The sequence below is a fragment of the Hoeflea sp. AS16 genome (genome assembly GCF_038900095.1).
In the GTDB taxonomy this organism is placed as follows: Bacteria; Pseudomonadota; Alphaproteobacteria; order Rhizobiales; family Rhizobiaceae; genus Hoeflea.
The window spans coordinates 153,161-174,412 of record NZ_JBBMQQ010000005.1 but is presented as its reverse complement, the minus strand read 5'-3'; the positions used below and the strand labels follow the sequence as shown (position 1 = coordinate 174,412).

Genomic DNA, 21,252 nt, shown 5'->3' with positions numbered 1-21,252 from the left:
ACATGAGCAGGTTTCTCGGACCTATCCGGCAATTGGGGTATGTTGTCGATGATATCGAAGCAGGCATGGACCACTGGTCGCGGGTGATGGGCGTCGGCCCCTGGTTCTACAATCCGCGCGTGCCAATCGAGGACTACCGTTACGACGGCAAGAGCTACGATGTGCACAATTCGGTGGCGCTGGCCAATTCCGGCTATATCCAGGTCGAGCTGATCCAGACCCGCAACGATGCGCCGTCGATGTATCGTGACTTCATGCAGGCGGGTCATCTTGGTCTGCAGCATGTTGCCTACTGGACCGAAACATTCGACGCCGATCTGGCGCGGATGCTCGATGAAGGCTTCACCGAGAAAATGAGTGGCTGCGTCGGCAAGAACGGCCGCTTTACCTATTTTGCCCAGGAAGCCCATCCGGGAACGGTGATCGAGCTTTCAGAAGTGATGGGACCGAAGGGCCGGATGTTTGACCTGATCCGTTCCGCATCAGAAAACTGGGATGGCAGCGATCCGTTGCGGCCGTTCCCGGATCTGGCGGCGATCTGAGCTGGCAATGAGCAACCTGCATATCGAAGCCACCTACCTGCTGGAAACCCCGATGGACCCGGCGCGGATTGCCGCGGTGATGGCGGGTGAACAATCGAGCGGCACCTTTGTCCGCGTGGCGGGTGAGACAGACGAGTTGCGCGCCCGTGCGGCGGCTGAAGTGCTGGAGGTGAGCGAACTTGAGCCGGTGAACGAGCCGAGCCTCGAAAGCGCCTATCTGCAGCGAAAGGCTGTTGCCGGGCCATACCGTCGTGCACGCGTTCGGATTGCCTATCCGGTGGCAAATATCGGCCGCAACCTGCCCACATTGGCAGCAACCGTTTCGGGCAATTTGTATGACATTGGCGAAGTGACGGGGCTGAAACTGCTGTCGCTTTCGATCCCGCAAGCTTACCGGGCGCGCTACCCGATGCCTACCATGGGCATCGCCGGCACACGTGCGCAATCGGGCGTCCATGACAGGCCGCTGTTCGGCACCATCATCAAGCCCAATGTCGGCATGCGCTCAAACGAGATCGCCGATCTGGTGGAAACGCTGTGCGAAGCCGGCGTCGACTTCATCAAGGATGATGAGGTCTGCGCCAATCCCGACCATGCGCCGATCTCCGAACGGGTCCCCGCCGTGATGGCCAGGATCCGGGCCTGCCGCGAGCGCACCGGTCGTGATGTGATGATGGCTTTCAACATCACCGATGAGACCGACGCCATGCGCCGCCATGCCGACCTTGTGGCATCTGAGGGCGGCTCCTGTGTCATGGCCAGCCTCAACTGGTGTGGGCTGTCGGGGATGGAAAGCCTGAGGGCACACACACCGCTGGCCATTCACGGTCACCGCAACGGCTTCGGTGCGATGTCGCGCCATCCACTGCTCGGCATCGGCTTTGATGCCTACCAGGCGATGTACCGGCTGGCGGGCGTGGACCACATGCATGTGCACGGAATAGGCGGCAAGTTCGTGGATGCGGCGGACGAGGTCGAGGCTGCGGCAAGACGGTGCATCGCGCCGCTTGCCGCAGACGCAACCGATGCTGATGATCGCGTGATGCCCGCTTTCTCCTCCGGCCAGTGGGCAGGTACATTGCCGCGCACTTTCGAAGCGGTCGGCAGTGCCGATTTCCTGTTCATGGCCGGCGGCGGCATTCTTGCCCATCCCGGCGGCCCGGCAGCCGGTGTCCAGAGCCTGCGCCAGGCCTGGGATGCGGTTGCGGCCGGTCAGTCGCTGCAGGCGTGGTCAAGCAAGGCGCCCGAGCTCGGCGCAGCGCTTGAATTCTTCGGGCCATGATCATGCCTGCCCCCCGTCCTCTATCGGTTTTCATCGGCGATGATTTTACCGGGGCTTCGGATACGCTGGCGACATGGGCGCGGTCCGGTGCGCGGGCAAAACTGTTTCTCGATCCTGCAGAAGCGGAACGGGCGAGCGGCGGTCTTGATGTCATCGGCATCGCCACCGAGTTGCGCGGGTTGTCAGCGGAACGCATTCGCGCCCGGATGCCGGACATTGCCGCACCGGTTGCCCGGCTCAAACCACGTTATGTGCACTACAAGGTTTGCTCGACCTTCGACAGCGGACCTGACACGGGATCGATCGGCGCCGCGGTCAGCGAGCTTGAAAGGGTGCTCGATCCGGAACTCACGCTGGTGCTTGGCGGCCAGCCGAGCCTCCGGCGTTACTGCCTTTTCGGCAACCTCTTTGCCGGCGCGGCTGATGGTCAGATCTACAGGATCGACCGTCACCCGGTGATGCGCCGTCACCCGATCACGCCGATGACAGAGGCTGACCTTGCTGTTCACCTTGCTGCGCAGGGACTGGAAGGACTGGTGTCGGTACCGTTCACCGGGATTGCGGCTGGCCCGGACGCGCTCCATGCCTTGCTGGATCAGGCCAGACAGCAAGACTCGCGGCGATTGCTGCTCGACGCGGCTTCTGCCGCCGATATCCGGGTCATCGGGCAGGCCCTCAAACGGCTTTCCTGCGACCGACCGGTTTTGCTCATCGGGGCCAGCAGTGTGGCCGAAGCCCTGGGATCATCAGCCAGCGGGCTTATGCCCGGCATCACGGCACCAGCGGCCGGTGCCCCCAGCGGTCCGTGTTTCGTGGTTGCCGGCAGCCGCTCGGCTGTTACCGAGGCTCAGGTCGATGCGGCCACATTGTTTGACAAGTTTCCGCTGTTGCCGGGAATGCTCAACGATCCGGAGCGGCTGGAGGCGCTGGTTGCATGTGTGTCCACCGGTCTGGCGGAAGGCCGCAACGTCCTGGCTCACACCCTGCCCGGGACAGACTACCGCATGGATGCGTCTGCGCTCACTGCCCGGCTGGTCGACTTCGTGGCAGCCGTGCTCGCGCGCGCGCCGTGCGGACGGCTTGGTGTTGCCGGGGGCGACACCTCGAGTGCGATCTGCCAGAAGCTCGGCTTTAGCGCACTTGAATTTGCTTCGGACCTCGATCCGGGAGTGGGGCTGTGCATCGGACATCATTCCGATCCCGCGCTTGATCACATGGAACTGATGCTCAAGGGCGGCCAGATGGGGCGACCGGATTTGCTTGATCGCTTCGCCAGGGGCTCGGGCAAGTAAAACGCCGGACACCAATATGGTGCCCGGCGTCCTGATTTCGCTCTTCTGCGTTTGGCTTAGCCGCCGACTTCGCCGGAGATGACATCGCCGAAGGTTTCCCAACGCTCGCCGTTGAACTTCATCAGCTGCATCTGCTCGATCGGGAAGTAGTCGGTTTCCGACGTGTTCATTGTCATACCGGGCAGGAACAGCGGCAGGGTGACGTCCTTCATGCTGGCTGCCTGCTTGAGCACGTTTTCGCGCGTCAGGTCATCGCCTGCCTGTTCAAGGATGTGCACCATGGTCTGAGCCACCGAATATCCATAGGTGGTGAAGCTCGAGAGCTTGTTGCCGTCCGGATAGTACTTGTCCATGAAGGCGTTCCAGTCCTTGACGGCCTGATCCTCCGCCCACTGCGGATCCTGCATGTCCTTGAGATAGGCCGTGGAGATCAGACCGGTGGAAGCTTCCAGTCCGGCAGGCGTGAGAACCGCGCCGACCGAGTTGGACACGTTGGCCACGATCTGGGTTGCATCCCAGCCGATCTCATGGGCCTTCTTGATGCCCTGGGCGGCGAACTTCGGCGTCGAAATGTTGATGAAAACATTGGCGCCGGAGGCCTTCAGCTTGACGACCTGCGAATCCACCACCGGTTCGGCGACCTCGTAGGAGGCCTCGGCAACGATCATGTCGGCCTTGTCACCAAGCCCGACCTTCAGTCCGTTGAGGACGTCCTTGCCGAAGTCGTCGTTCTGGTACATCACGCCGATTTTCGCATCCGGCATTTCGGCTGCGATCCAGCGGCCATAGATGATGCCTTCGCTCTGGTAGTTCGGCTGCCAGCCCATGGTCCACGGGAACTTCTTGGGATCACCGAACTTGGTGGCGCCGGTCGCAACGAGAAGCTGCGGCACCTTCTTGACGTTCATGTACTTCTCGATCGCCGAATTGGACGGCGTACCGAGCGACTGGAAGATCAGCAGCGCTTCATCGCTCTCGACCAGCTTGCGTGCCTGCTCCACGGCCTTGGGCGGCGAGTAACCGTCATCGTAGGACAGGAAATTGATCTTGCGTCCGTTGATCCCGCCCTCTTCGTTGACCTTGTCGAAATAGGCGGAAATCGTCTTGGCGATGGTCGAGTAGGCCGACGCCGGTCCGCTGTAGGGCGCAATGTTGCCGATCTTGATTTCGGTATCAGTCACGCCGGGCATGTCTGCTGCCTGGCTGATTGCCGGAAAAGTCAGGCTGGCGCTTAGAACAAGCCCCGCGCCCGCATATTTCAGTATGTTACGTCTCATGTGCATGGTTTCCTCCCATATAGGTTGCACTACCTAGTCTTACTCCGCTTGGACAACGCTGTCAGCGCTGCCTTCAACAGGCCTCCCAGCCCGGTTGGTATCGCGTACATCATGAGGATCATGATGGCGCCGTAGACGGCTCCCGACAGGCCTTTGGACAACTCCTCGGCAATGTTCGGCACGAACATGATGAAGGCTCCGCCGAACAGCGCGCCGGGCAGCCAGCCGACGCCGCCGACCACCAGGCCGACAACGAGAGCCACGGAAAGTGTGAAGGTAAAGGAATCAGGAGAAATGTATTGAACGACAATGGCGCCGAGCGCGCCGGCAACGCCGGTGTACAGCGCGCTGACGCCGAATGCCAAGGACTTGAAAAGGGGTGTGTTGACGCCCATCGATCCGGCCGCAATCGGATTGTCACGGATCGCCATAAGGGCGCGACCGGTGCGACTGCCGACCAGGTTCCTGGCACAGACATAGGCCAGCAGACCAATGGCGAAGGTCAGGAAATAAAGCCACTGGTCGGGATTGAGCGGTAGGCCGAATGGGGCGTCGGGCTTGGAGATCACGATGCCCATGACACCGCTGGTCCAGTGCTCGAAAGGCGACAACTTGAAGAGTTGCGGCGTGACCACGGCAAGCGCGAATGTCGCCAGCGCCAGATAGACGCCTTCAAGCCGCAGTGCCGGCAGGCCGAACAGGAAGCCGACAACGAAGCAGACGATTCCCGCCGCCGGCAGTGTCCACAAATAGCCGACGCCAAACTGGTCCATCATGATGGCGGCGGTATAGGCGCCGACAGCATAGAATGCGCCATGGCCCAGCGAGAACTGGCCGTTGATCCCGGTCAGGATGTTGAGCCCGAGAATGGCGATCGCATAGATCAGCATCATGGTGAGCTGGAAGATCAGGAAATTGCCTGCCAGGAACGGCGCTGCAATGCCGATTGCGAGCAGGATCGCGCCGGCTGTCCGCATGATCCTGGCGTTGGTTGTGGCTGCGGCGGGCGCTGGCAGGCTGACGCCCTTTTGGGCCGCTGTCTGGCTGTCGCCGGTGGTCGTGGTGTTTACGGACATCTATCAGACCCTCTGTACGACAGTGCGGCCAAACAGGCCGGTGGGCTTGAACACCAGAACGGTGACGATCAGGAACAGTGCGATCGGCAGTTTCAACTCGCCGCCGATCTCCGGGATGTAGGTGCCCGCCATGTTCTCGATGATGCCGACCATGAAGCCGCCAAAGACGGCGCCGGTCGGACTTGTCAGCCCGCCAAGCACGGCGCCGGCAAAACCGTAAAGCAGGATCGAGAGCATCATGTTGGGCTCAAGGAAGACGATGGGCGCAATCAGGATACCGGCGATGGCGCCAATGGCCGCAGCCATGCCCCAACCGAGGGCGATCATCCACCCGACCCGGATTCCGACCAGCCGGGCCGAGGCCGGGTTTTCGGCAGCGGCGCGCATGGCAAGGCCGACACGGGTGTACTGAAAGAACAGGAACAGCATCACCAACACGCTCATGGTGACCGCGATCATGCCGATCTGGTGATTGCTGATCAGGCCTTCGAACTGCGAGCCTTCGCCGAAGGGGCTGGGGAACGGCTTGATCGTGAAATCCCAGATGAAGCCCGCCAGACTGTTGATGATGGCAAACAGGCCGATGAACACGACGATATGGCTGAGCACCGGTGCATCGCCGAGCGGGCGGATGATCAGCCGTTCGATTGCCACCCCGCCAACAAAGGACAGGGCGACCGTCAGCGGGATCACCAGCCAGTAGGGAACGCCCCAGGCAAGCATTTGCCAGGCGACGAAGGTGGAAAACATCGCCATTTCGCCCTGGGCGAAATTGAGATGATGGATTGCCTGATAGATCATCACGACCGCGAGTGCCATGCAGGCGTAAATCCCGCCTGTGGCGATGCCGGTGATCAGTTGCTGTGCCAGAAGCTCCATCGTGTCTCCCTCAGTAGCCGAGATAGGCGGCGCGAATGGTTTCGTTGTCGCGGATTTCCGCGGCGGTGCCGGACATGACAATGTCACCGGTCTCAAGAACAAAGGCCGTATCGGCAAGTTCAAGAACCACGCCGGCGTTCTGCTCGACGATCAGCATGGAAACCTGCTCTTCCTGATTGACCTTGCGCAGGATCGAGAACATCTCCTGCACGATCAGCGGAGCGAGGCCGAATGACGGTTCGTCAAGCAACATCAGGCGTGGCCTGAGCATCAGCGCACGGGCAATGGCCAGCATCTGCTGCTCGCCTCCCGAGAGCGTGCCTGCCTGCTGGTGGCGGCGCTCACGCAGCCGGGGAAACCAATGGTAGGCCTGCTCCATGTCGCGCGCAATTTCGGCGCGGGATCTGCGGGTCATGGCGCCGCACTGCAAATTTTCTTCGGTGGTCAGGCCGGTAAAGGTACCCCGCCCTTCGGGTACGTGGGCCACGCCCATGCGAACGATATCCTCGGTCGCCTTGCCGCCGATGTCGTTGCCATCGAAGCGGATTGTGCCAGAGCGCTTGATCATCCCGCACAATGCCCGCAGCGTCGTGGTCTTGCCTGCTCCATTGGCGCCCAGAAGCGTCGAGATGCCGCCCTTCTCCACCGAGAAATCGAGGCCGTGCAAGACCCGGAAATCGCCGTAGGATGCGTGCAGGCCGGTGACTTCAAGTAGCATGCTCATTCTGCCTGGCCTCCCAGATATGCGGCAATCACGTCGGGGTTCTTCTGCACTTCGGCCGGGGTGCCCTCGGCAATCTTGCGGCCGAAGCTGAGCACCACCACCTTGTCGGAAATCGACATCACCAGCCCCATGTGGTGCTCGACCAGCAGCACGGTGACGCCGCGGTCATCCCGGATATGGCGGATCAGGCGGCCAAGTTCGCCAACCTCATCGTGGTTGAGACCACCCGCAGGTTCATCAAGCAGAAGCACACCCGGTTTAGCAGCAAGAGCGCGGGCAATCTCGACCCGCTTGCGGGTTCCGAACGGTAACCCATCCACCGGAAGATCGGCAACGTCGCCCAGTTCGAGATAATCGATCAGTTCGCTGACGGTGGCGTCGACCTCGGCTTCCTGGCGGCGAACCCATGGCAGGCGCAGCGCGTCGGAGAGAAAATCGCTGCGGCTGCAAGCGTGGGCGCCGACGCGGATATTGTCGCGCACCGTCATGCGCTGGAACAGCGCCACATTCTGGAACGAGCGACCAATGCCGACTGCGGGCATCTCGTGCGCCTTCTTGCCCAGAACCGATTGACCATCATAAAGAATGTCGCCCGACGCCGGGGTGTAAAGCCGGCTGAGGCAATTGAACAGCGTGGTCTTGCCTGCGCCATTGGGGCCGATAAGGCCGAGAATCTGGCCCTTCTGGAGCTCGAAGGCGATGCCGTCCAGCGCCACGATTCCGCCAAATCGCACGACCACGTCGCGCACTGCAAGTTGAGGTGGTGAGCTGGCGGTTCGAGCTTGCATCAGGGTCCTCCATACTCCGGTCTGCTGTCATGTATCCCGGTGCTTTTCACAGGGGACATCCAGTTCTCATCGGGCCGATGTGGCCGTCTTCCATTCAGGGCGTCGTCCACGACACGGACAAGGGACGCCATCATCGGTCCGACTTCGTCATAAAGGCGTTCGGACGGAAAATGATGCGGCGGCGCACCGCAATTGAAAGCGTAGGTTCCCGAACCGTCCGCAGCGATCAGGGGCGCACCGACAGCGAAAATGTCCGGCCGCCATTCCCCCGTGGAAACAACAAAGCCATATTTCTCATAGTCGGCGACGGCCTTGTCCAAGATCTTGCGCATCAGCCTGCTTTTCTCGGGATGCTTGCCTGCGGCGAGTGCAAGATGTTCCTCGCGCTCCGCCTCCGGCAAGGTGACAAGCAATGCACGCCCCATGGCGGTTTCGACCAAGGGAATGCGCGAGCCGATTTCGAGCTGCACGGTAAATGTCGCGGAGCCACGCGAAATGTCCACGTAAAGCGCCTTGTTGCGATCAAGCACACCGAGAGCAACCGGTGCCGCTAGCACTTCGGCGGCCTGATCCATGAAATCGCGGGCCACATGACGGATGCCGAGATTTGCGAGTGCGGCATAGCCGAGCGTGATTGTGCCTGGCGCAAGCTGGTATTTGCCGAGCCTGGGAATCTGCATCAGATAACCGAGCTCGCATAATGTGTAGGTGAGACGGGTAACCGTCGGCTTGGGCAATCCGGTGCGTTCGGCAATCTCCTGATTGCTCAGGAATCCGTCGCGTGGATGGAAGCAGCGCAGCACCTCAAGCCCCCGCGCAAGCGCGGTCACGAACTTGCGATCGCCCTCGTGAGCATGGCTCAATTTATCAGCGGCAACGTCGTTGACGACGCCACGTCCATTGGCTGTCATGCAGCCGCTCCTCCCTTTATTGACAAACAATGCATCACATTCTAGCACTGAGGTCAAATAATAAAATTGAATTTCGCACTGCGGAACTGGGAGGTTTTTTGCGGACTATGGAGGAGACCACTTCCGTGCATGAAACAACCGCCAGAAGCCCGCACAGGGCCAGGCCGGAATGGTCCAGCCATGCCGCTTTCAGTCCGGTTGCAGAGATCGACCTTGCCGCCCGGCGGACCGAGATTGCCACCGACGAAGGCTTTGCGGTCTGGCGCGAATGGGGTTCCGGCCCGGCGCTGGTGATGCTGCATGGCGGCTCTGGGTCATGGAGCCACTTTTTCCGTCAGGTCGAATTCTTTGCTCAGAATTACCGGGTGATTGTCCCCGACCTTCCGGGGTTTGGAGATTCCGTCGCGTGCAATCCGGATGCCGCCCCGCACCGGATGGCCCGCATTCTTGCTGCCGGCATCGAGCAGCTGGCCGGAACCGCACCGTTTCACCTGGTGGGGTTCTCCTATGGCGGCATCATCGGCAGCTTTCTGTCGCTCCTGATGGCACCCCGGATCGACGGTTTCGTGATTGTCGGCGGCGTGGGCTTCGAGGCCCGGCGGCAGGATGTTGCCCTGTCCAGCTGGCGTCATATTTCCGGCACCGAGCAGCGCCGTGCCAAGCACAGGGAAAACCTGCGGGCAATCATGATCGCAAACCCGGCGCGGATCGACGAGACAGCGATCCTGATCCAGCAATCGAATGCGGAACGCTCGCGTCATGACACGCGCCCGACGGCACGCAGCAAGCCGATGACCGCGAACCTCGACGCAAGCAGGGTACCGCTGGCGGCGATCTGGGGCGAGCACGATCAACTTGCCGCGCCCTATTTCGACGAGCGGCGTGAATGGCTCGCCGCTCGCGATCCTGAAGCACCATTCAAACTGATTGCCGATGCCGGGCACTGGGTACAGTACGAAGCAGCCGAGGCGTTCAATACTGCCCTGACCGATTGTCTCCGTTCGTTTTCGAAGCGGGCGGACAAATGAAATTATTTCTGGGAGGAAAAAATGGCTGGTGATGTGACTTACACGGTGGATGGAAACGTTGCGGTTGTTACGATCGATAATCCTCCGGTCAACGCGTTCGGGTTTGATGTCAGACGCGGCGTCATTGAAGCCATGGACCGCGCCGAAGCCGATCCTGCTGTCACCTGCGTCGTGCTGACCGGAGGCGGCCGGACGTTCAGCGGCGGCGCCGACATCACCGAATTCGGCAAGACACCGCGCGAGCCGTCACTGCCCGACGTCAACACACGCTGCGAAACCATGAACAAACCGGTTGTCGCCGCGATTCACGGCTTTGCCTTTGGCGGCGGGCTTGAAGTGTCGCTTTCCTGCCATGGCCGGATTGCATCGGCCGATGCAAAAGTCGCTCTGCCCGAGGTAAAGCTCGGCCTGATCCCCGGTGCTGGCGGCACCCAGCGGTTGCCGCGCTTGATCGGGCCGGAAGCCGCACTCGACGTGATCGTTCCGGGCAATCCCGTTGCGGCACCCAAGGCCCTGTCGGTGGGAATTCTGGATCGCATTTCCGAAAAGGACCTCCTCGAAGACGCCAAGGCCTTCGCCCGTGACCTTGCAGCCGGCGACATGCCCTCGGCGCTGCGCGACCGGGAAGACAAGCTCGAAGCGGCGCGCCGTGATCCGTCGGCGTTCGAGGCGCATGCCGCAGCGCTGACCAAGAAGACACGTGGTCTTGAAGCCCCCCTCGCCTGTGTTCGCGCCGTACGCATGACGCTCGACACACCGTTCGACGAGGCACTGGTCAAGGAACGCGACATCTTCATCGAACTGATGAACGGCGACCAGTCGAAGGCCCAGAGGCACCTGTTCTTTGCCGAGCGCGAGGCGGGCAAGGTTCCCGGGATTGGCAAGGATGTGCGTCCGCGCCAGGTGCGCAAAGCCGCGGTCATCGGCGCGGGCACGATGGGCGGCGGTATTGCCATGGCGCTGGTCAATGGTGGAGTTCCGGTCACCATTCTGGAAATGAACCAGGAAGCCATCGACCGCGGCATGGCGGTAATCCGCCGCAATTACGATACCTCGGTCAAGCGCGGCTCGATCTCGGAAGAAGAGCGCGACAAGCGGCTGGGACGGTTGAGCACGACAACCAGTTACGACGACATTGCCGATGCCGACCTGGTTATCGAGGCGGTGTTCGAGGAGATGTCGGTCAAGAAGGTTGTTTTCGGCACGCTTGACGAAGTGATGAAGCCGGGCGCAGTGCTCGCCAGCAACACCTCCTATCTCGATGTCGATGAAATCGCACAGATGACCAAGCGGCCGTCCGACGTTCTGGGAATGCATTTCTTCTCCCCGGCCAATGTGATGAAGCTGCTCGAGATCGTCCGCGGCAAGGAAACGGCTCCGGACGTGGTCGCCACCGCGCTGGCGCTCGGCAAGCAGATCGGAAAGGTTCCGGTCGTCGTCGGGGTCTGCCACGGCTTTGTCGGCAACCGCATGCTGTCCGCACGTTCCGCGGAAAACGAGGCGCTGCTGCTCGAGGGCGCTTCGCCCTCCGATGTGGACAAGGCATTTCTCGATTTCGGCTTTTCCATGGGGCCGTTCGCAATGGGCGACCTGGCCGGTCTGGATATCGGCTGGCGCAACCGCAAGTCGCTTGGCCAGACAGCGGTAATCTTCGATGCGCTTTGCGAAGAAGGACGCTTCGGCCAGAAAACCGGCAAGGGTTTTTACAGCTACGAGGACGGGCCGCGCGATGCGAAGCCCGATCCCTGGGTGGAAGCGCTGATCGAGGAGAAGGCCAAGGAACTCGGCGTGAACCGGCGCAGCATCGATGCGACAGAGATCATCGAGCGCACTATCTACCCGATGATCAACGAGGGTGCCCGCATTCTGGAAGAAGGCATCGCGCTCAGACCGTCGGACATCGACATCGTCTGGATCAATGGCTACGCCTTCCCGATCGGCAAGGGCGGGCCGATGTTCTGGGCGGAGCAGGCAGGCCTTGATCATATCGTCGAACGGCTTGAATACTGGCACGGCAGGACCGGCAACCCGGTGTTCGAACCCTCGGTGCTGCTGCGCAAGGCAGCCGAAAGCGGCGAAACGCTGGCCTCTGCAAAGGCCGGCAAGGATGACGTGGCATGACCGCCCGGCCGCATGCCTGGGAGGCATCCTACCCCGACAACATGAAGTGGGATGCCCCGATTGTAACCGGCAGCCTTCCGGCGCTGCTTGATGATGCCGTCGCCGAGTGCCCGGAGCGGGCCCTGATCGAATTCCGCGGCTGGACAATGAGCTATGCCGATCTGCGCGATGAAGCCCAGGCCTTTGCCGCGTCGCTGCTGACTGCGGGCCTGGCAAAGGACCAGACCGTCGCCCTCTTCCTGCCCAACACGCCCTGGCATCCGGTGGCGTTTTTCGGCACACTGAAAGCCGGCGCCCGGCTGGCGCATCTTTCGCCGCTGGATGCGCCACGCGAATTGGCTCACAAGCTGACCGATTCCGGCGCGCGCACCATCGTGACGACCAATATCGGCGGCATGCTCGCCGGCGCGATCAAGCTGATGGAAGCAGGCCTCGCCGACAGGGTCATTGTCGGAGACGATACCCGTTTCGGCGGCGACAACCCGGCACGCGAAGCGATCCCCGAGCGTGACGACGTGATCCGTTTCGACCGGTTTTGCGAGACCGGAACGGCACCGGACGCCTGGCCGGAAATCGGAGAAGACGGCATCGCCTTGCTGCAATACACCGGCGGCACGACCGGTCCGGCCAAGGGTGCGATGCTGACCCATGCCAACCTGACCGCAGCGGTCTCGAGTTACGACATCTGGTTCGAGGCGCTCTACGGCGATCCGGAAGAGGGTGAGAAAGTCCTCTGCGTGCTGCCGCTGTTTCACATCTACGCGCTGACCACGATCCTGCTTCTGGGAATCAGGCGGCGGGCCGAAATCGTTCTGCACATGCGCTTCGATGCAAGCCAGGTGCTCAACGACATTCAGGCCAAGCGGATCACCACGTTCCCCGGGGTGCCGACGATGTGGATCGCGCTTGCCAATCACCCGGAGCTGATGAAGACCGATCTCTCGTCGCTCATTCGCTGCTCTTCCGGTGGCGCGCCGCTTCCGGTGGAAGTAGGCCAACGCTTCGAAGGCCTGACGGGCCAGCGCCTGGCCGGCGGCTGGGGCATGACGGAAACGGCGCCGGCAGGCACCAATCTGCTGCCATTCGGGGAAGCCAAACCGGGATCGATCGGCATGCCGCTGCCAGGTGTCGAGTTGCAGGTGGTCGATCTCGACGATCCGCACCGGATATTGCCGGTCGGCGAAGTCGGGGAATTGCGGGTCCGGGGCCGGAACGTGACAGCCGGATACTGGAACAAGCCGCAGGAGAACGCGGTGGCGTTTGCCGATGGCTTCTTCCTCACCGGCGATGTCGGATACATGGCAGATGACGGCTATTTCTACATCGTCGACCGCAAGAAGGACATGATCATCTCCGGTGGCTTCAATGTCTATCCGCAGATGATAGAACAGGCGATCTACGAACATCCGGCCGTCGCCGAGTGCATTGTGCTCGGTATAGAGGATGAGTACCGGGGAGAAGCCGCCAAGGCCTTCGTGACACTCAAATCCGGTGCCGCACCGTTCACGCTGGAAGAGCTTGTTTCGTTTCTCGAGGATCGTCTCGGACGTCACGAACTTCCCGCAGCACTCGAATTCCGGGATGAGCTTCCCAAGACATCGGTCGGCAAATTGTCACGCAAGGAATTGCGTGACATGGAAAAAAGCAGATCCGCCGCCGGACAGACACCGAACACACCAGACCCCAAAGAGTAGAGGAAAAATCAATGCAGGATGCAGTCATCGTTTCAACCGCCCGCACACCGATCGGCAAGGCCTATCGCGGCGGACTGAACGACACTGACGGCGCAACGCTTGGCGCGCACGCCATCAAGCATGCCGTCGAGCGCGCGGGCATTGAGCCCGGCGAAGTCGAAGACGTGATCATGGGCTGTGCCTTGCAGCAGGGAACCACCGGCGGCAATGTCGCCCGCCAGGCCCTGGTGCGCGCCGGTCTGCCCGTAACAGTCTCGGGTTCGACGATCGACCGGCAGTGTTCGTCCGGTCTGCAGGCCATCGCGGTCGCCTCGCGCTCGATCCGGTTTGACGGCGTGCCGATCGCCATTGGCGGCGGGCTTGAATCCGTCAGCCTCGTGCAGAATGAGCACATGAACAGTTTTCATCGCCAGGACCGCTGGCTGATGCAGCACAAGCCCGACATCTACATGCCGATGATCGATACTGCCGAGGTCGTGGCCAAGCGCTACGGCATCAGCCGCGAAGCACAGGATGCCTTTGCACTTGAAAGCCAGCGCCGCACAGCCGCGGCACGCGACGCCGGACGGTTCGACGCAGAGATCGTGCCGATCACCACGACAATGGCGGTGATGGACAAGCAGACCAAGGAAGTCTCCTACCGCGAAGTGACGATTTCGGCCGACGAAGGGCCGCGCCCGCAGACAACCGCCGAAGGGCTTGCAGGCCTGACACCGGTGCGCGGCGAAGGCGCAGTTGTCACGGCGGGCAATGCCAGCCAATTGTCTGACGGCGCATCGGCTTGCGTTGTCATGAACGCCAAGCTCGCCGAACAGCGCGGTCTGCAGCCGCTTGGCGCGCTGCGTGGCTTCGCCGTGGCAGGAACTGAACCGGACGAGATGGGCATTGGCCCGGTTTTCGCCATCCCGCGCCTGCTTGAGCGCAACGGCCTGAAGATCGACGACATCGGCATCTGGGAACTCAATGAAGCCTTCGCGGTTCAGGCACTGTATTGCCGTGACAAGCTGGGCATCGATCCTGAAAAGCTGAACGTGAATGGCGGAGCGATTTCCGTCGGTCACCCCTACGGCATGACCGGCGCCCGGCTTTCGGGCCATGTGCTGCTCGAGGGCAAGCGCCGCGGAGTCAAATACGGTGTGGTGACAATGTGCGTCGGCGGCGGCATGGGTGCTGCCGGCCTGTTCGAAATCTTTTGAGGACACGAACCATGGATCTGAGATTCACAGAAGACGAACTGGCTTTCCGCGACGAGGTCAGGAGCTTTTTCAGGGAAGCCCTGCCCGCCAGCATCCGCGAAAACATAGTGGCCGGGCGCCACACGACCAAGGAAGAGCTGGTTACCTGGACCCGGATCCTGCACGACAAGGGATGGGCCGTGCCGCATTGGCCGATCGAGCATGGCGGCACCGGCTGGAGCCCGATCAAGCAGTACATCTACCTTGAGGAAATGAGCCAGACGCCCGCGCCCGCACCGCTTGCGTTCGGCGTCAACATGGTCGGACCGGTGATCTACACCTTCGGCAACGAAGCGCAGAAGAGCCGCTTCCTGCCGCGCATCGCGACACTGGAGGACTGGTGGTGCCAGGGCTTCTCCGAGCCGGGTTCGGGCTCGGACCTGGCTTCGCTGAAGACGCGCGCTGTGCGTGACGGCGACGAGTATGTCGTCAATGGCCAGAAGACCTGGACGACACTCGCCCAATACGCCGACTGGATCTTCTGCCTGGTACGCACCGATCCGGATGCGCGCAAGCAATCCGGCATTTCGTTCCTGCTGATCGACATGAAGACGCCCGGCATCACCGTTCGCCCGATCCAGACGATCGATGGCGGTCACGAGGTCAACGAAGTGTTCTTCGACGATGTGCGGGTTCCGGCAGAAAACCTCGTCGGCGAAGAGAACAAGGGCTGGAACTACGCAAAATTCCTGCTTGGCAACGAGCGCGTGAACATTGCCCGGGTCGGTGTTTCCAAGGAGCGCATCCGCAGGATCAAGGAACTCGCCGCGCAGCAGCGGGTTGGCGGCGAACGGATGATCGACCAGCCTGCCTTCCGCGAGAAGGTGGCCGCCGTCGAGGTGCAGCTGAAGGCGCTCGAGATGACCCAGTTGCGCGTTCTTGCCGGAGAGGCAAAGCGCGAAAAGGGCACGCAGGACCCGGCCAGCTCGATCCTGAAGATCAAGGGGTCGGAAATCCAGCAGGCGACGACCGAACTGCTGATGGATGTCGTTGGCCCCTACGCCATGCCCTATCTTCCGGAAGACGACATCGACGGGCGCAACGAGCCCTCAATCGGACCGGACTGGGCCTCGACCATCGCACCTTCGTACTTCAACACGCGAAAGGTCTCGATCTATGGCGGCTCCAACGAAATCCAGAAGAACATCATCGCCAAGGCCATTCTCGGCCTCTAGCACGGGACAGCATTCAAGGGCCCTGAAACAAGGCCCGCAATTCGGCGCCGGCGCTGCCGGCCTGTCGGGAGAACACCAAAATGGACTTTGACCTATCCGAAGAACAGACCATGCTGAAAGACAGCGTGGAGCGCCTGCTCAAGGACCAGTACGATTTCGAGGCGCGCGGCAAGTACCACGCCGGCGAGACCGGTTTCAGCGAGAAGATGTGGAACCAGTACGCGGAACTCGGCCTGCTGGCGCTGCCGTTCGCCGAGGAAGACGGCGGCATCGGCGGTGGCCCCACCGAAACCATGATCGTCATGGAGGCGTTCGGAAAGGCGCTGATGCTGGAGCCGTTCTTTGCCAGTGTCATCCTCGCCGGCGGCGTGCTGCGCCACGCAGGCAGTGCCGATCAGAAATCCGCGCTGATTCCAGCGATGGCGGAAGGCGGGCTGAGGATGGCTTTCGCCTGCGCCGAGCCACAGGGCCGCTACGATTTGTTCGACGTCGAAACATCTGCGAAAAAAGATGGTGACGGCTGGGTGATCGATGGCAAGAAGGCGCTGGTTCTGCACGGCGACAGCGCCGACAAGCTCATCGTCTCGGCCCGCACCTCCGGCGGGACCCGCGACGAGGACGGCATCTCGCTGTTCCTGATCAATGCCGATGCCGAGGGCCTGGCGCGGACCGGATATCCGACCCAGGACGGCTTGCGCGCAGCCGAGATCACCTTGCAATCGGTCAAGGTTGGAGCGGATGCGCTGATCGGCAGCGAAGGCGGCGCATGGCCGGTGATAGCACGGGTTGCCGACGAAGCCGTTGCCGCGCTTTGCGCCGAGGCGGTCGGCTGCTTCGAGAAGATGCACGAACTGACGCTCGAATATCTCAAGACGCGCAGCCAGTTCGGCACCACCATCGGCTCCTTCCAGGCGCTGCAGCACCGTGCTGTCGACATGTTCGTCGAACTGGAACAGTCCCGTTCGATGACCATGTATGCCAGCATGCTGGCGACCGGCGACGACCCGGTGGAGCGCGCCCGGGCGGTTTCGGCTGCCAAGGTGCAGATCGGCGAATCCGCCAAGGTCATCGGCCGTGAGGCTGTCCAGCTGCACGGCGGCGTCGGCATGACGATGGAGTATGCGATCGGCCACTATTTCAAGCGCACCACGATGATCGACATCCTGTTCGGGGATGCCAACCATCATCTCACCCGGCTTGCCCAGATGGATGGCCTGATCCGCGAAGACGCCTGACAGCAGAAGAAAGAACCGCGCCATGAACCCTTCAATGCCCTACTCGCTTGACGGCAAGGTCGCCGTCATTACCGGATCAAGCCGCGGCATTGGCCGTGCGACGGCAGAAACCATGGCGCGGCTCGGAGCCAGGGTGGTCATTTCCAGCCGAACCGCCGAGGCCTGCGAACCGGTCGCCGAGGGCATCCGGGCCGAAGGTGGCGAGGCAGCCGTGATTGCCTGCAACATTTCGCGAAAAGACGAGGTCGAGGGCCTGATCTCCGGAACCGAAAAACGGTATGGCGCGCCGGACATCCTGGTCTGCAACGCGGCGGTAAACCCGGCCTACGGGCCGCTTGCCGATCTCTCCGACGAAGCCTTCGACAAGATCATGAGCTCGAACGTCAAGAGCAACCTGTGGCTCTGCAACCGGGTGATCCCGGCGATGAAGGCGAAAGGTGGCGGCGCGATCGTCATCATCTCCTCGATCGCGGGGATCCAGGGCAACGCGGTGATCGGCGGCTACGGAATTTCCAAGGCGGCCGACTTCGCGCTGGCGCGCAATCTTGCCGTCGAACATGGCAGCGACAATGTCCGCGTCAATTGCATTGCGCCGGGCCTGGTGAAGACCGACTTCGCCCGCGCCCTGTGGGAGGACGAGGAAATGCTGAAAAAGCGCACCAGGACCACGCCACTGCGGCGCATCGGCCTGCCCGAGGAAATCGGCCCGGTCGCGGCTTTCCTGGCATCGCCGGCGGCAAGCTTCATCACCGGACAGGTCATCATCGCCGATGGCGGGGTGACCATTGCCTGATTGAACTCACGTTCAACTGATTTCATTTGCCCCATAGCGCAACCCACATTTTCAAAACATCGCGGCGTCCGGTCAGGGTTTAACCAAACGCACGGCACCGCGGCCCGTCACCGAAAGGGAGAAACATCATGTCTGACCAAATGCAGAGGATTGTTCTGGCCAAGCGCCCCGAAGGCCAGCCCGGACCGGATAACTTCCGCCTGGAAACGGTCGCGATGCCGTCCCCCGGCGAGGGCGAGGTGCTGCTCAAGGTGCTCTACATGTCGCTCGATCCCTATATGCGCGGACGGATGGACGATGCGAAATCCTATTCCACGCCCGTCAAGATCGACGAACAGATGGGTGGCGGCGCTGTCGGCGAAGTGATCGAAAGCCGTTCCCCGCATTTCAAGCCCGGCGACATCGCCATGGGCATGTTCGGATGGGGCACCCATGGTGTCGTGCGGGCCAACGAGCTGCGCAAGATAGACCCGGGTGTAGCCCCGATCTCAGCCTCGCTCGGTGTGCTCGGCATGCCGGGTTTTACCGGCTGGTACGGTTTCAACGAGATCGGCAAGCCGAAGGCCGGTGAAACACTGGTTGTTGGTGCGGCAACAGGCCCGGTTGGCTCGATGGTGGGGCAACTGGCCAAGCAGAAGGGCCTGCGCGCGGTCGGCGTTGCCGGTGGGGCGGACAAATGCGCCTTTGCAGTCAAGGAACTCGGGTTTGATGCCTGCATCGATCACCGTTCTGCGAGCGACGCCAAGGATCTGCGCAAGTCGCTTTCCGATGCCTGCCCGGACGGCATCGATGTCTATTTCGAGAATGTTGCCGGAATGACGCTTGATGCCGTGCTGCCGATGATGAATGTCGGCGGCCGGATTCCGCTTTGCGGCATGATTGCCTGGTACAATTCCGGCGCACTCGGCGCCGGACAGACGGCCGGGCCGGACCGGTTGCCAAAGGCCTGGAGGACAATCCTCGTCAACCGCCTGACGGTGGGAGGCTTCATCATCTCGGATCATTTCGACCGTTTCGGCGACTTCCTTGCCGAAGTCGGGCCGCTGGTCGGCAGCGGCAAGATCGTCTACCGCGAAGACGTGACAGAAGGGCTGGAAAATGCACCCGAAGCCTTCATCCGGATGCTCGAGGGCAAGAACTTCGGCAAGACGCTGGTGAAGGTCGCTTAAGCAGGACGACACGACCTTGCGACGAACTTCGAGAATCCGCCCGGACGAGCAATCCTCTTCGGGCGGTTCTAATGGCTGGACGATCCCGAGAGGAGATTGAGAACAAGCACGCCGGCGACGATCAGGCCAATGCCGAGATAGGCGTACAGATCCAGTTTCTGGCCAAACATCACAATGCCGATCAGCGTGACCATCGCCACACCTGCACCCGCCCAGACCGCGTAGGCAATTCCGACAGGAATGGTCTTGAGCACAATCGCCAGAAAATAGAACGAGATGGCGTAGCCCACCACCGAGATGCCACCAAAGCCCCACTTGGTGAAACCTTCCGAGGCTTTCAGCGCCGTGGTGGCGATGACCTCACCGGTGATCGCGATGCCGAGGAACAGCCATGGCATGTCACTGCTCTCCTTCATGCGGGTCAGAGGCTGGTACAGCCCCTGCCGCGTCAAGTTCTTCAAGAAATGCGAGAATTTCCCGGCGCGCGGACGGGCTGGAATCCGGTCCACCGCCAAGGTCGGACAGCCAGAGGCCATCGGCAGCCAGGCGCAAGGTGCGGGCCATCGGCGTCAGATCGGTCTTTTCGTGCCTGAGCAGACGGGCCTCCACCCACTGGTTCCAGCGGGCGCAATAATGCGGGTCGGAACTCAGCATCAGCATCAGCACCGCCAGGCGTTTTTCCTCGGGCACCGTCATGTCGATGGCGGCGATGACGCGCAGATAGGCTCTCGAGAACCGTGCCGGCCTGGTTTCGTCGGGCTCAATACACTCCTCCACCTGGCTGTCGAACCACTCCACCACCTCGTCAAACAGGCCGTCTATCAGCGCGTTTTTTCCGGCATAATGATGCAGCAACCCGCCCTTGCTGACCGCGGCCTCGCGCGCCACATTTTCCAGTGTCAGAGCGGGAAGGCCATGGTCGACGATCAGCCGTGCCGCGCATTCAAGCAGCCGTGCACGCACGGCCTCCGGGTTGTTCTTGCGTTGAGGTTTGCTTGTCATTCGCAAAACATACCGTCTGGACGGTTTTTACGCAATCCACATAGCAGCTTGCCTGCATGTTCTGACCAATGTCGCCTTTTGTGGGATGATTATATGACTTGCTGGCACTCAATGCAGCATTTTTGCTGTTGACTTGCACTGTTTGCGTTGGCTATTTGTTATTTGTCCAACAAATAGGAACGCCCCTTGACTGACAAGCATGACATTCCCGCCCAGGAGACGAGCGCCGCCGAGGTTTCCAAAACCACGGAACCGGGCGAGCGGGTTTCCCGCGCCTCCGCGGTGGACGATCTCGTGGACCACATCCGTGCACTGATATCAGAAGGCGGACTGAAAGTCGGCGACAGCCTGCCAACGGAGAAAGAACTCTGCGAACGCTTCCACACGGGCCGCAACACGGTGCGCGAGGCGATGCGGATTCTCAAGACCTACGGCGTCGTCAAGGTGCGCCCGAAAGTGGGCGCCGTCATCATCGATGAACGCATGGCGCGGGCTTTCGATCTGTTTTCGTTCAACACACTCGAGGTATCGCGCGAGACATTTGTCGACATCCAGGGATTTCGCAGCCTGCTGGAAGTGGCCTCGTTCGAAACGCTGTTTGACAAGGTCACCGCCGAGGACATCGCCGAGCTTCACCAGATAAACAAGGAATTTCTGAACGTGAAAACGGCTGTTGACGCATCGGAAATCGACTTCCGCTTTCACACCCGGCTGGTGGCGGTGATGGGAAACAAGGCGATCCTCGATGTCTACAAGATCATGAAGCCGGTGATCCTGAAAATCATGCTGAAGGCAAAGACCGTCCAGACATTCTCGACCGTCACATACTCGGAGCATACCGAGATCCTGGACGCGCTCGAAAAACATGACCGGGCTGCCTACCAGTACAAGATGAAGTCCCATCTGGACGCCGGCTTCCGGCACTTTTCGGATTAGGAGCAGCCAGTACAGAGCCGCGCGGCGCCAGTCACCACGCGGTTGAGGAGATGATCGCCATACATCGTGGCATCAGGGAAGGTGCGATCAAGC

General features: G+C 61.4%; 20 protein-coding genes. 12 read left to right on the top strand and 8 right to left on the bottom strand.

What is annotated here, in order from left to right; all coding sequences use genetic code 11:
* Positions 1 to 2 precede the first annotated feature (2 nt).
* The 3 genes from WNY80_RS14765 to WNY80_RS14755 are packed head-to-tail and all read left to right on the top strand — an operon-like array spanning position 3 to position 3,116.
* Positions 3 to 542: a VOC family protein gene (locus WNY80_RS14765; RefSeq protein ID WP_342888152.1), complete on the top strand. Its 540-nt coding sequence runs from the start codon at positions 3 to 5 to the stop codon at positions 540 to 542.
* Between the two features lie 7 nt (positions 543 to 549).
* Positions 550 to 1,824, top strand: a complete 1,275-nt coding sequence (locus WNY80_RS14760; RefSeq protein ID WP_342888151.1) for a ribulose-bisphosphate carboxylase large subunit family protein — start codon at positions 550 to 552, stop codon at positions 1,822 to 1,824.
* Positions 1,825 to 1,826: 2 nt separating this feature from the next.
* Positions 1,827 to 3,116, top strand: coding sequence for a four-carbon acid sugar kinase family protein (locus WNY80_RS14755; RefSeq protein WP_342888150.1), 1,290 nt, complete (start codon positions 1,827 to 1,829; stop codon positions 3,114 to 3,116).
* A gap of 56 nt (positions 3,117 to 3,172) precedes the next feature.
* Here WNY80_RS14755 and WNY80_RS14750 read toward each other — a convergent pair whose 3' ends face one another.
* From WNY80_RS14750 to WNY80_RS14725, 6 genes are all read right to left on the bottom strand, one after another.
* Positions 3,173 to 4,306 (bottom strand): ABC transporter substrate-binding protein, encoded by a 1,134-nt coding sequence (locus WNY80_RS14750; RefSeq protein ID WP_342888232.1) that lies wholly within the window; start codon positions 4,304 to 4,306, stop codon positions 3,173 to 3,175.
* A 116-nt stretch (positions 4,307 to 4,422) separates the two neighbouring features.
* Entirely contained in the window at positions 4,423 to 5,469 is a 1,047-nt protein-coding gene (locus WNY80_RS14745) for a branched-chain amino acid ABC transporter permease (protein WP_342888149.1), read from the bottom strand.
* A gap of 3 nt (positions 5,470 to 5,472) precedes the next feature.
* Complete coding sequence (locus tag WNY80_RS14740) at positions 5,473 to 6,348, bottom strand: branched-chain amino acid ABC transporter permease (RefSeq protein WP_342888148.1); 876 nt, start codon at positions 6,346 to 6,348, stop codon at positions 5,473 to 5,475.
* 10 nt (positions 6,349 to 6,358) lie between these two features.
* Positions 6,359 to 7,072, bottom strand: a complete 714-nt coding sequence (locus WNY80_RS14735; RefSeq protein ID WP_342888147.1) for an ABC transporter ATP-binding protein — start codon at positions 7,070 to 7,072, stop codon at positions 6,359 to 6,361.
* Positions 7,069 to 7,863 (bottom strand): ABC transporter ATP-binding protein, encoded by a 795-nt coding sequence (locus WNY80_RS14730; protein WP_342888231.1) that lies wholly within the window; start codon positions 7,861 to 7,863, stop codon positions 7,069 to 7,071. Before WNY80_RS14730 ends, WNY80_RS14735 begins: the two co-directional genes overlap by 4 nt.
* Positions 7,860 to 8,771: an IclR family transcriptional regulator gene (locus tag WNY80_RS14725; RefSeq protein ID WP_342888146.1), complete on the bottom strand. Its 912-nt coding sequence runs from the start codon at positions 8,769 to 8,771 to the stop codon at positions 7,860 to 7,862. The genes WNY80_RS14730 and WNY80_RS14725 overlap by 4 nt, the downstream gene beginning before the upstream one ends.
* Before the next feature lie 125 nt (positions 8,772 to 8,896).
* Here WNY80_RS14725 and WNY80_RS14720 point away from each other — a divergent pair, with 125 nt between their 5' ends.
* The 8 genes from WNY80_RS14720 to WNY80_RS14685 all read left to right on the top strand — a co-directional run bounded on the left by WNY80_RS14720 (position 8,897) and on the right by WNY80_RS14685 (position 19,221).
* Positions 8,897 to 9,799: an alpha/beta hydrolase gene (locus tag WNY80_RS14720; protein ID WP_342888145.1), complete on the top strand. Its 903-nt coding sequence runs from the start codon at positions 8,897 to 8,899 to the stop codon at positions 9,797 to 9,799.
* A 21-nt stretch (positions 9,800 to 9,820) separates the two neighbouring features.
* Complete coding sequence (locus WNY80_RS14715) at positions 9,821 to 11,920, top strand: 3-hydroxyacyl-CoA dehydrogenase NAD-binding domain-containing protein (RefSeq protein WP_342888144.1); 2,100 nt, start codon at positions 9,821 to 9,823, stop codon at positions 11,918 to 11,920.
* Positions 11,917 to 13,614 (top strand): dicarboxylate--CoA ligase PimA, encoded by a 1,698-nt coding sequence (pimA, locus tag WNY80_RS14710; protein ID WP_342888143.1) that lies wholly within the window; start codon positions 11,917 to 11,919, stop codon positions 13,612 to 13,614. The genes WNY80_RS14715 and pimA overlap by 4 nt, the downstream gene beginning before the upstream one ends.
* Positions 13,615 to 13,625: 11 nt before the next feature.
* Positions 13,626 to 14,810 carry an acetyl-CoA C-acyltransferase gene (locus WNY80_RS14705; protein ID WP_342888142.1) on the top strand — a complete coding sequence of 395 codons (1,185 nt, stop codon included), beginning with the start codon at positions 13,626 to 13,628 and terminating at the stop codon, positions 14,808 to 14,810.
* A gap of 11 nt (positions 14,811 to 14,821) precedes the next feature.
* Complete coding sequence (pimC, locus tag WNY80_RS14700) at positions 14,822 to 16,024, top strand: pimeloyl-CoA dehydrogenase large subunit (RefSeq protein WP_342888141.1); 1,203 nt, start codon at positions 14,822 to 14,824, stop codon at positions 16,022 to 16,024.
* An 80-nt stretch (positions 16,025 to 16,104) separates the two neighbouring features.
* On the top strand, positions 16,105 to 17,259 hold the full coding sequence (locus tag WNY80_RS14695; protein WP_342888140.1) for an acyl-CoA dehydrogenase family protein: 1,155 nt from the start codon (positions 16,105 to 16,107) through the stop codon (positions 17,257 to 17,259).
* Between the two features lie 22 nt (positions 17,260 to 17,281).
* The gene (locus WNY80_RS14690; RefSeq protein WP_342888139.1) at positions 17,282 to 18,052 is read left to right on the top strand and encodes an SDR family oxidoreductase; all 771 of its coding nucleotides are present in this window, start codon (positions 17,282 to 17,284) and stop codon (positions 18,050 to 18,052) included.
* Between the two features lie 128 nt (positions 18,053 to 18,180).
* Complete coding sequence (locus tag WNY80_RS14685; RefSeq protein ID WP_342888138.1) at positions 18,181 to 19,221, top strand: NADP-dependent oxidoreductase; 1,041 nt, start codon at positions 18,181 to 18,183, stop codon at positions 19,219 to 19,221.
* A 68-nt stretch (positions 19,222 to 19,289) separates the two neighbouring features.
* Here WNY80_RS14685 and WNY80_RS14680 read toward each other — a convergent pair whose 3' ends face one another.
* Both WNY80_RS14680 and WNY80_RS14675 read right to left on the bottom strand, forming a co-directional pair.
* Positions 19,290 to 19,619, bottom strand: coding sequence for a multidrug efflux SMR transporter (locus WNY80_RS14680; protein ID WP_342888137.1), 330 nt, complete (start codon positions 19,617 to 19,619; stop codon positions 19,290 to 19,292).
* A 1-nt stretch (position 19,620) separates the two neighbouring features.
* Complete coding sequence (locus tag WNY80_RS14675) at positions 19,621 to 20,223, bottom strand: TetR/AcrR family transcriptional regulator (protein WP_342888136.1); 603 nt, start codon at positions 20,221 to 20,223, stop codon at positions 19,621 to 19,623.
* A gap of 186 nt (positions 20,224 to 20,409) precedes the next feature.
* Here WNY80_RS14675 and WNY80_RS14670 point away from each other — a divergent pair, with 186 nt between their 5' ends.
* A complete protein-coding gene (locus WNY80_RS14670) occupies positions 20,410 to 21,159 on the top strand; it encodes an FCD domain-containing protein (protein ID WP_342888135.1) in 750 nt (249 codons plus the stop codon).
* Positions 21,160 to 21,252 lie beyond the last annotated feature (93 nt).

Coding starts and splice junctions, on each gene's coding strand:
- WNY80_RS14765 (WP_342888152.1), top strand. CDS start 3: ATGAGCAGGTTTCTCGGACCTATCCGGCAATTGGGGTATGTTGTCGAT.
- WNY80_RS14760 (WP_342888151.1), top strand. CDS start 550: ATGAGCAACCTGCATATCGAAGCCACCTACCTGCTGGAAACCCCGATG.
- WNY80_RS14755 (WP_342888150.1), top strand. CDS start 1,827: ATGCCTGCCCCCCGTCCTCTATCGGTTTTCATCGGCGATGATTTTACC.
- WNY80_RS14750 (WP_342888232.1), bottom strand. CDS start 4,306: ATGCCCGGCGTGACTGATACCGAAATCAAGATCGGCAACATTGCGCCC.
- WNY80_RS14745 (WP_342888149.1), bottom strand. CDS start 5,469: ATGTCCGTAAACACCACGACCACCGGCGACAGCCAGACAGCGGCCCAA.
- WNY80_RS14740 (WP_342888148.1), bottom strand. CDS start 6,348: ATGGAGCTTCTGGCACAGCAACTGATCACCGGCATCGCCACAGGCGGG.
- WNY80_RS14735 (WP_342888147.1), bottom strand. CDS start 7,072: ATGAGCATGCTACTTGAAGTCACCGGCCTGCACGCATCCTACGGCGAT.
- WNY80_RS14725 (WP_342888146.1), bottom strand. CDS start 8,771: ATGACAGCCAATGGACGTGGCGTCGTCAACGACGTTGCCGCTGATAAA.
- WNY80_RS14715 (WP_342888144.1), top strand. CDS start 9,821: ATGGCTGGTGATGTGACTTACACGGTGGATGGAAACGTTGCGGTTGTT.
- pimA (WP_342888143.1), top strand. CDS start 11,917: ATGACCGCCCGGCCGCATGCCTGGGAGGCATCCTACCCCGACAACATG.
- WNY80_RS14705 (WP_342888142.1), top strand. CDS start 13,626: ATGCAGGATGCAGTCATCGTTTCAACCGCCCGCACACCGATCGGCAAG.
- pimC (WP_342888141.1), top strand. CDS start 14,822: ATGGATCTGAGATTCACAGAAGACGAACTGGCTTTCCGCGACGAGGTC.
- WNY80_RS14695 (WP_342888140.1), top strand. CDS start 16,105: ATGGACTTTGACCTATCCGAAGAACAGACCATGCTGAAAGACAGCGTG.
- WNY80_RS14690 (WP_342888139.1), top strand. CDS start 17,282: ATGAACCCTTCAATGCCCTACTCGCTTGACGGCAAGGTCGCCGTCATT.
- WNY80_RS14685 (WP_342888138.1), top strand. CDS start 18,181: ATGTCTGACCAAATGCAGAGGATTGTTCTGGCCAAGCGCCCCGAAGGC.
- WNY80_RS14680 (WP_342888137.1), bottom strand. CDS start 19,619: ATGCCATGGCTGTTCCTCGGCATCGCGATCACCGGTGAGGTCATCGCC.
- WNY80_RS14675 (WP_342888136.1), bottom strand. CDS start 20,223: ATGACAAGCAAACCTCAACGCAAGAACAACCCGGAGGCCGTGCGTGCA.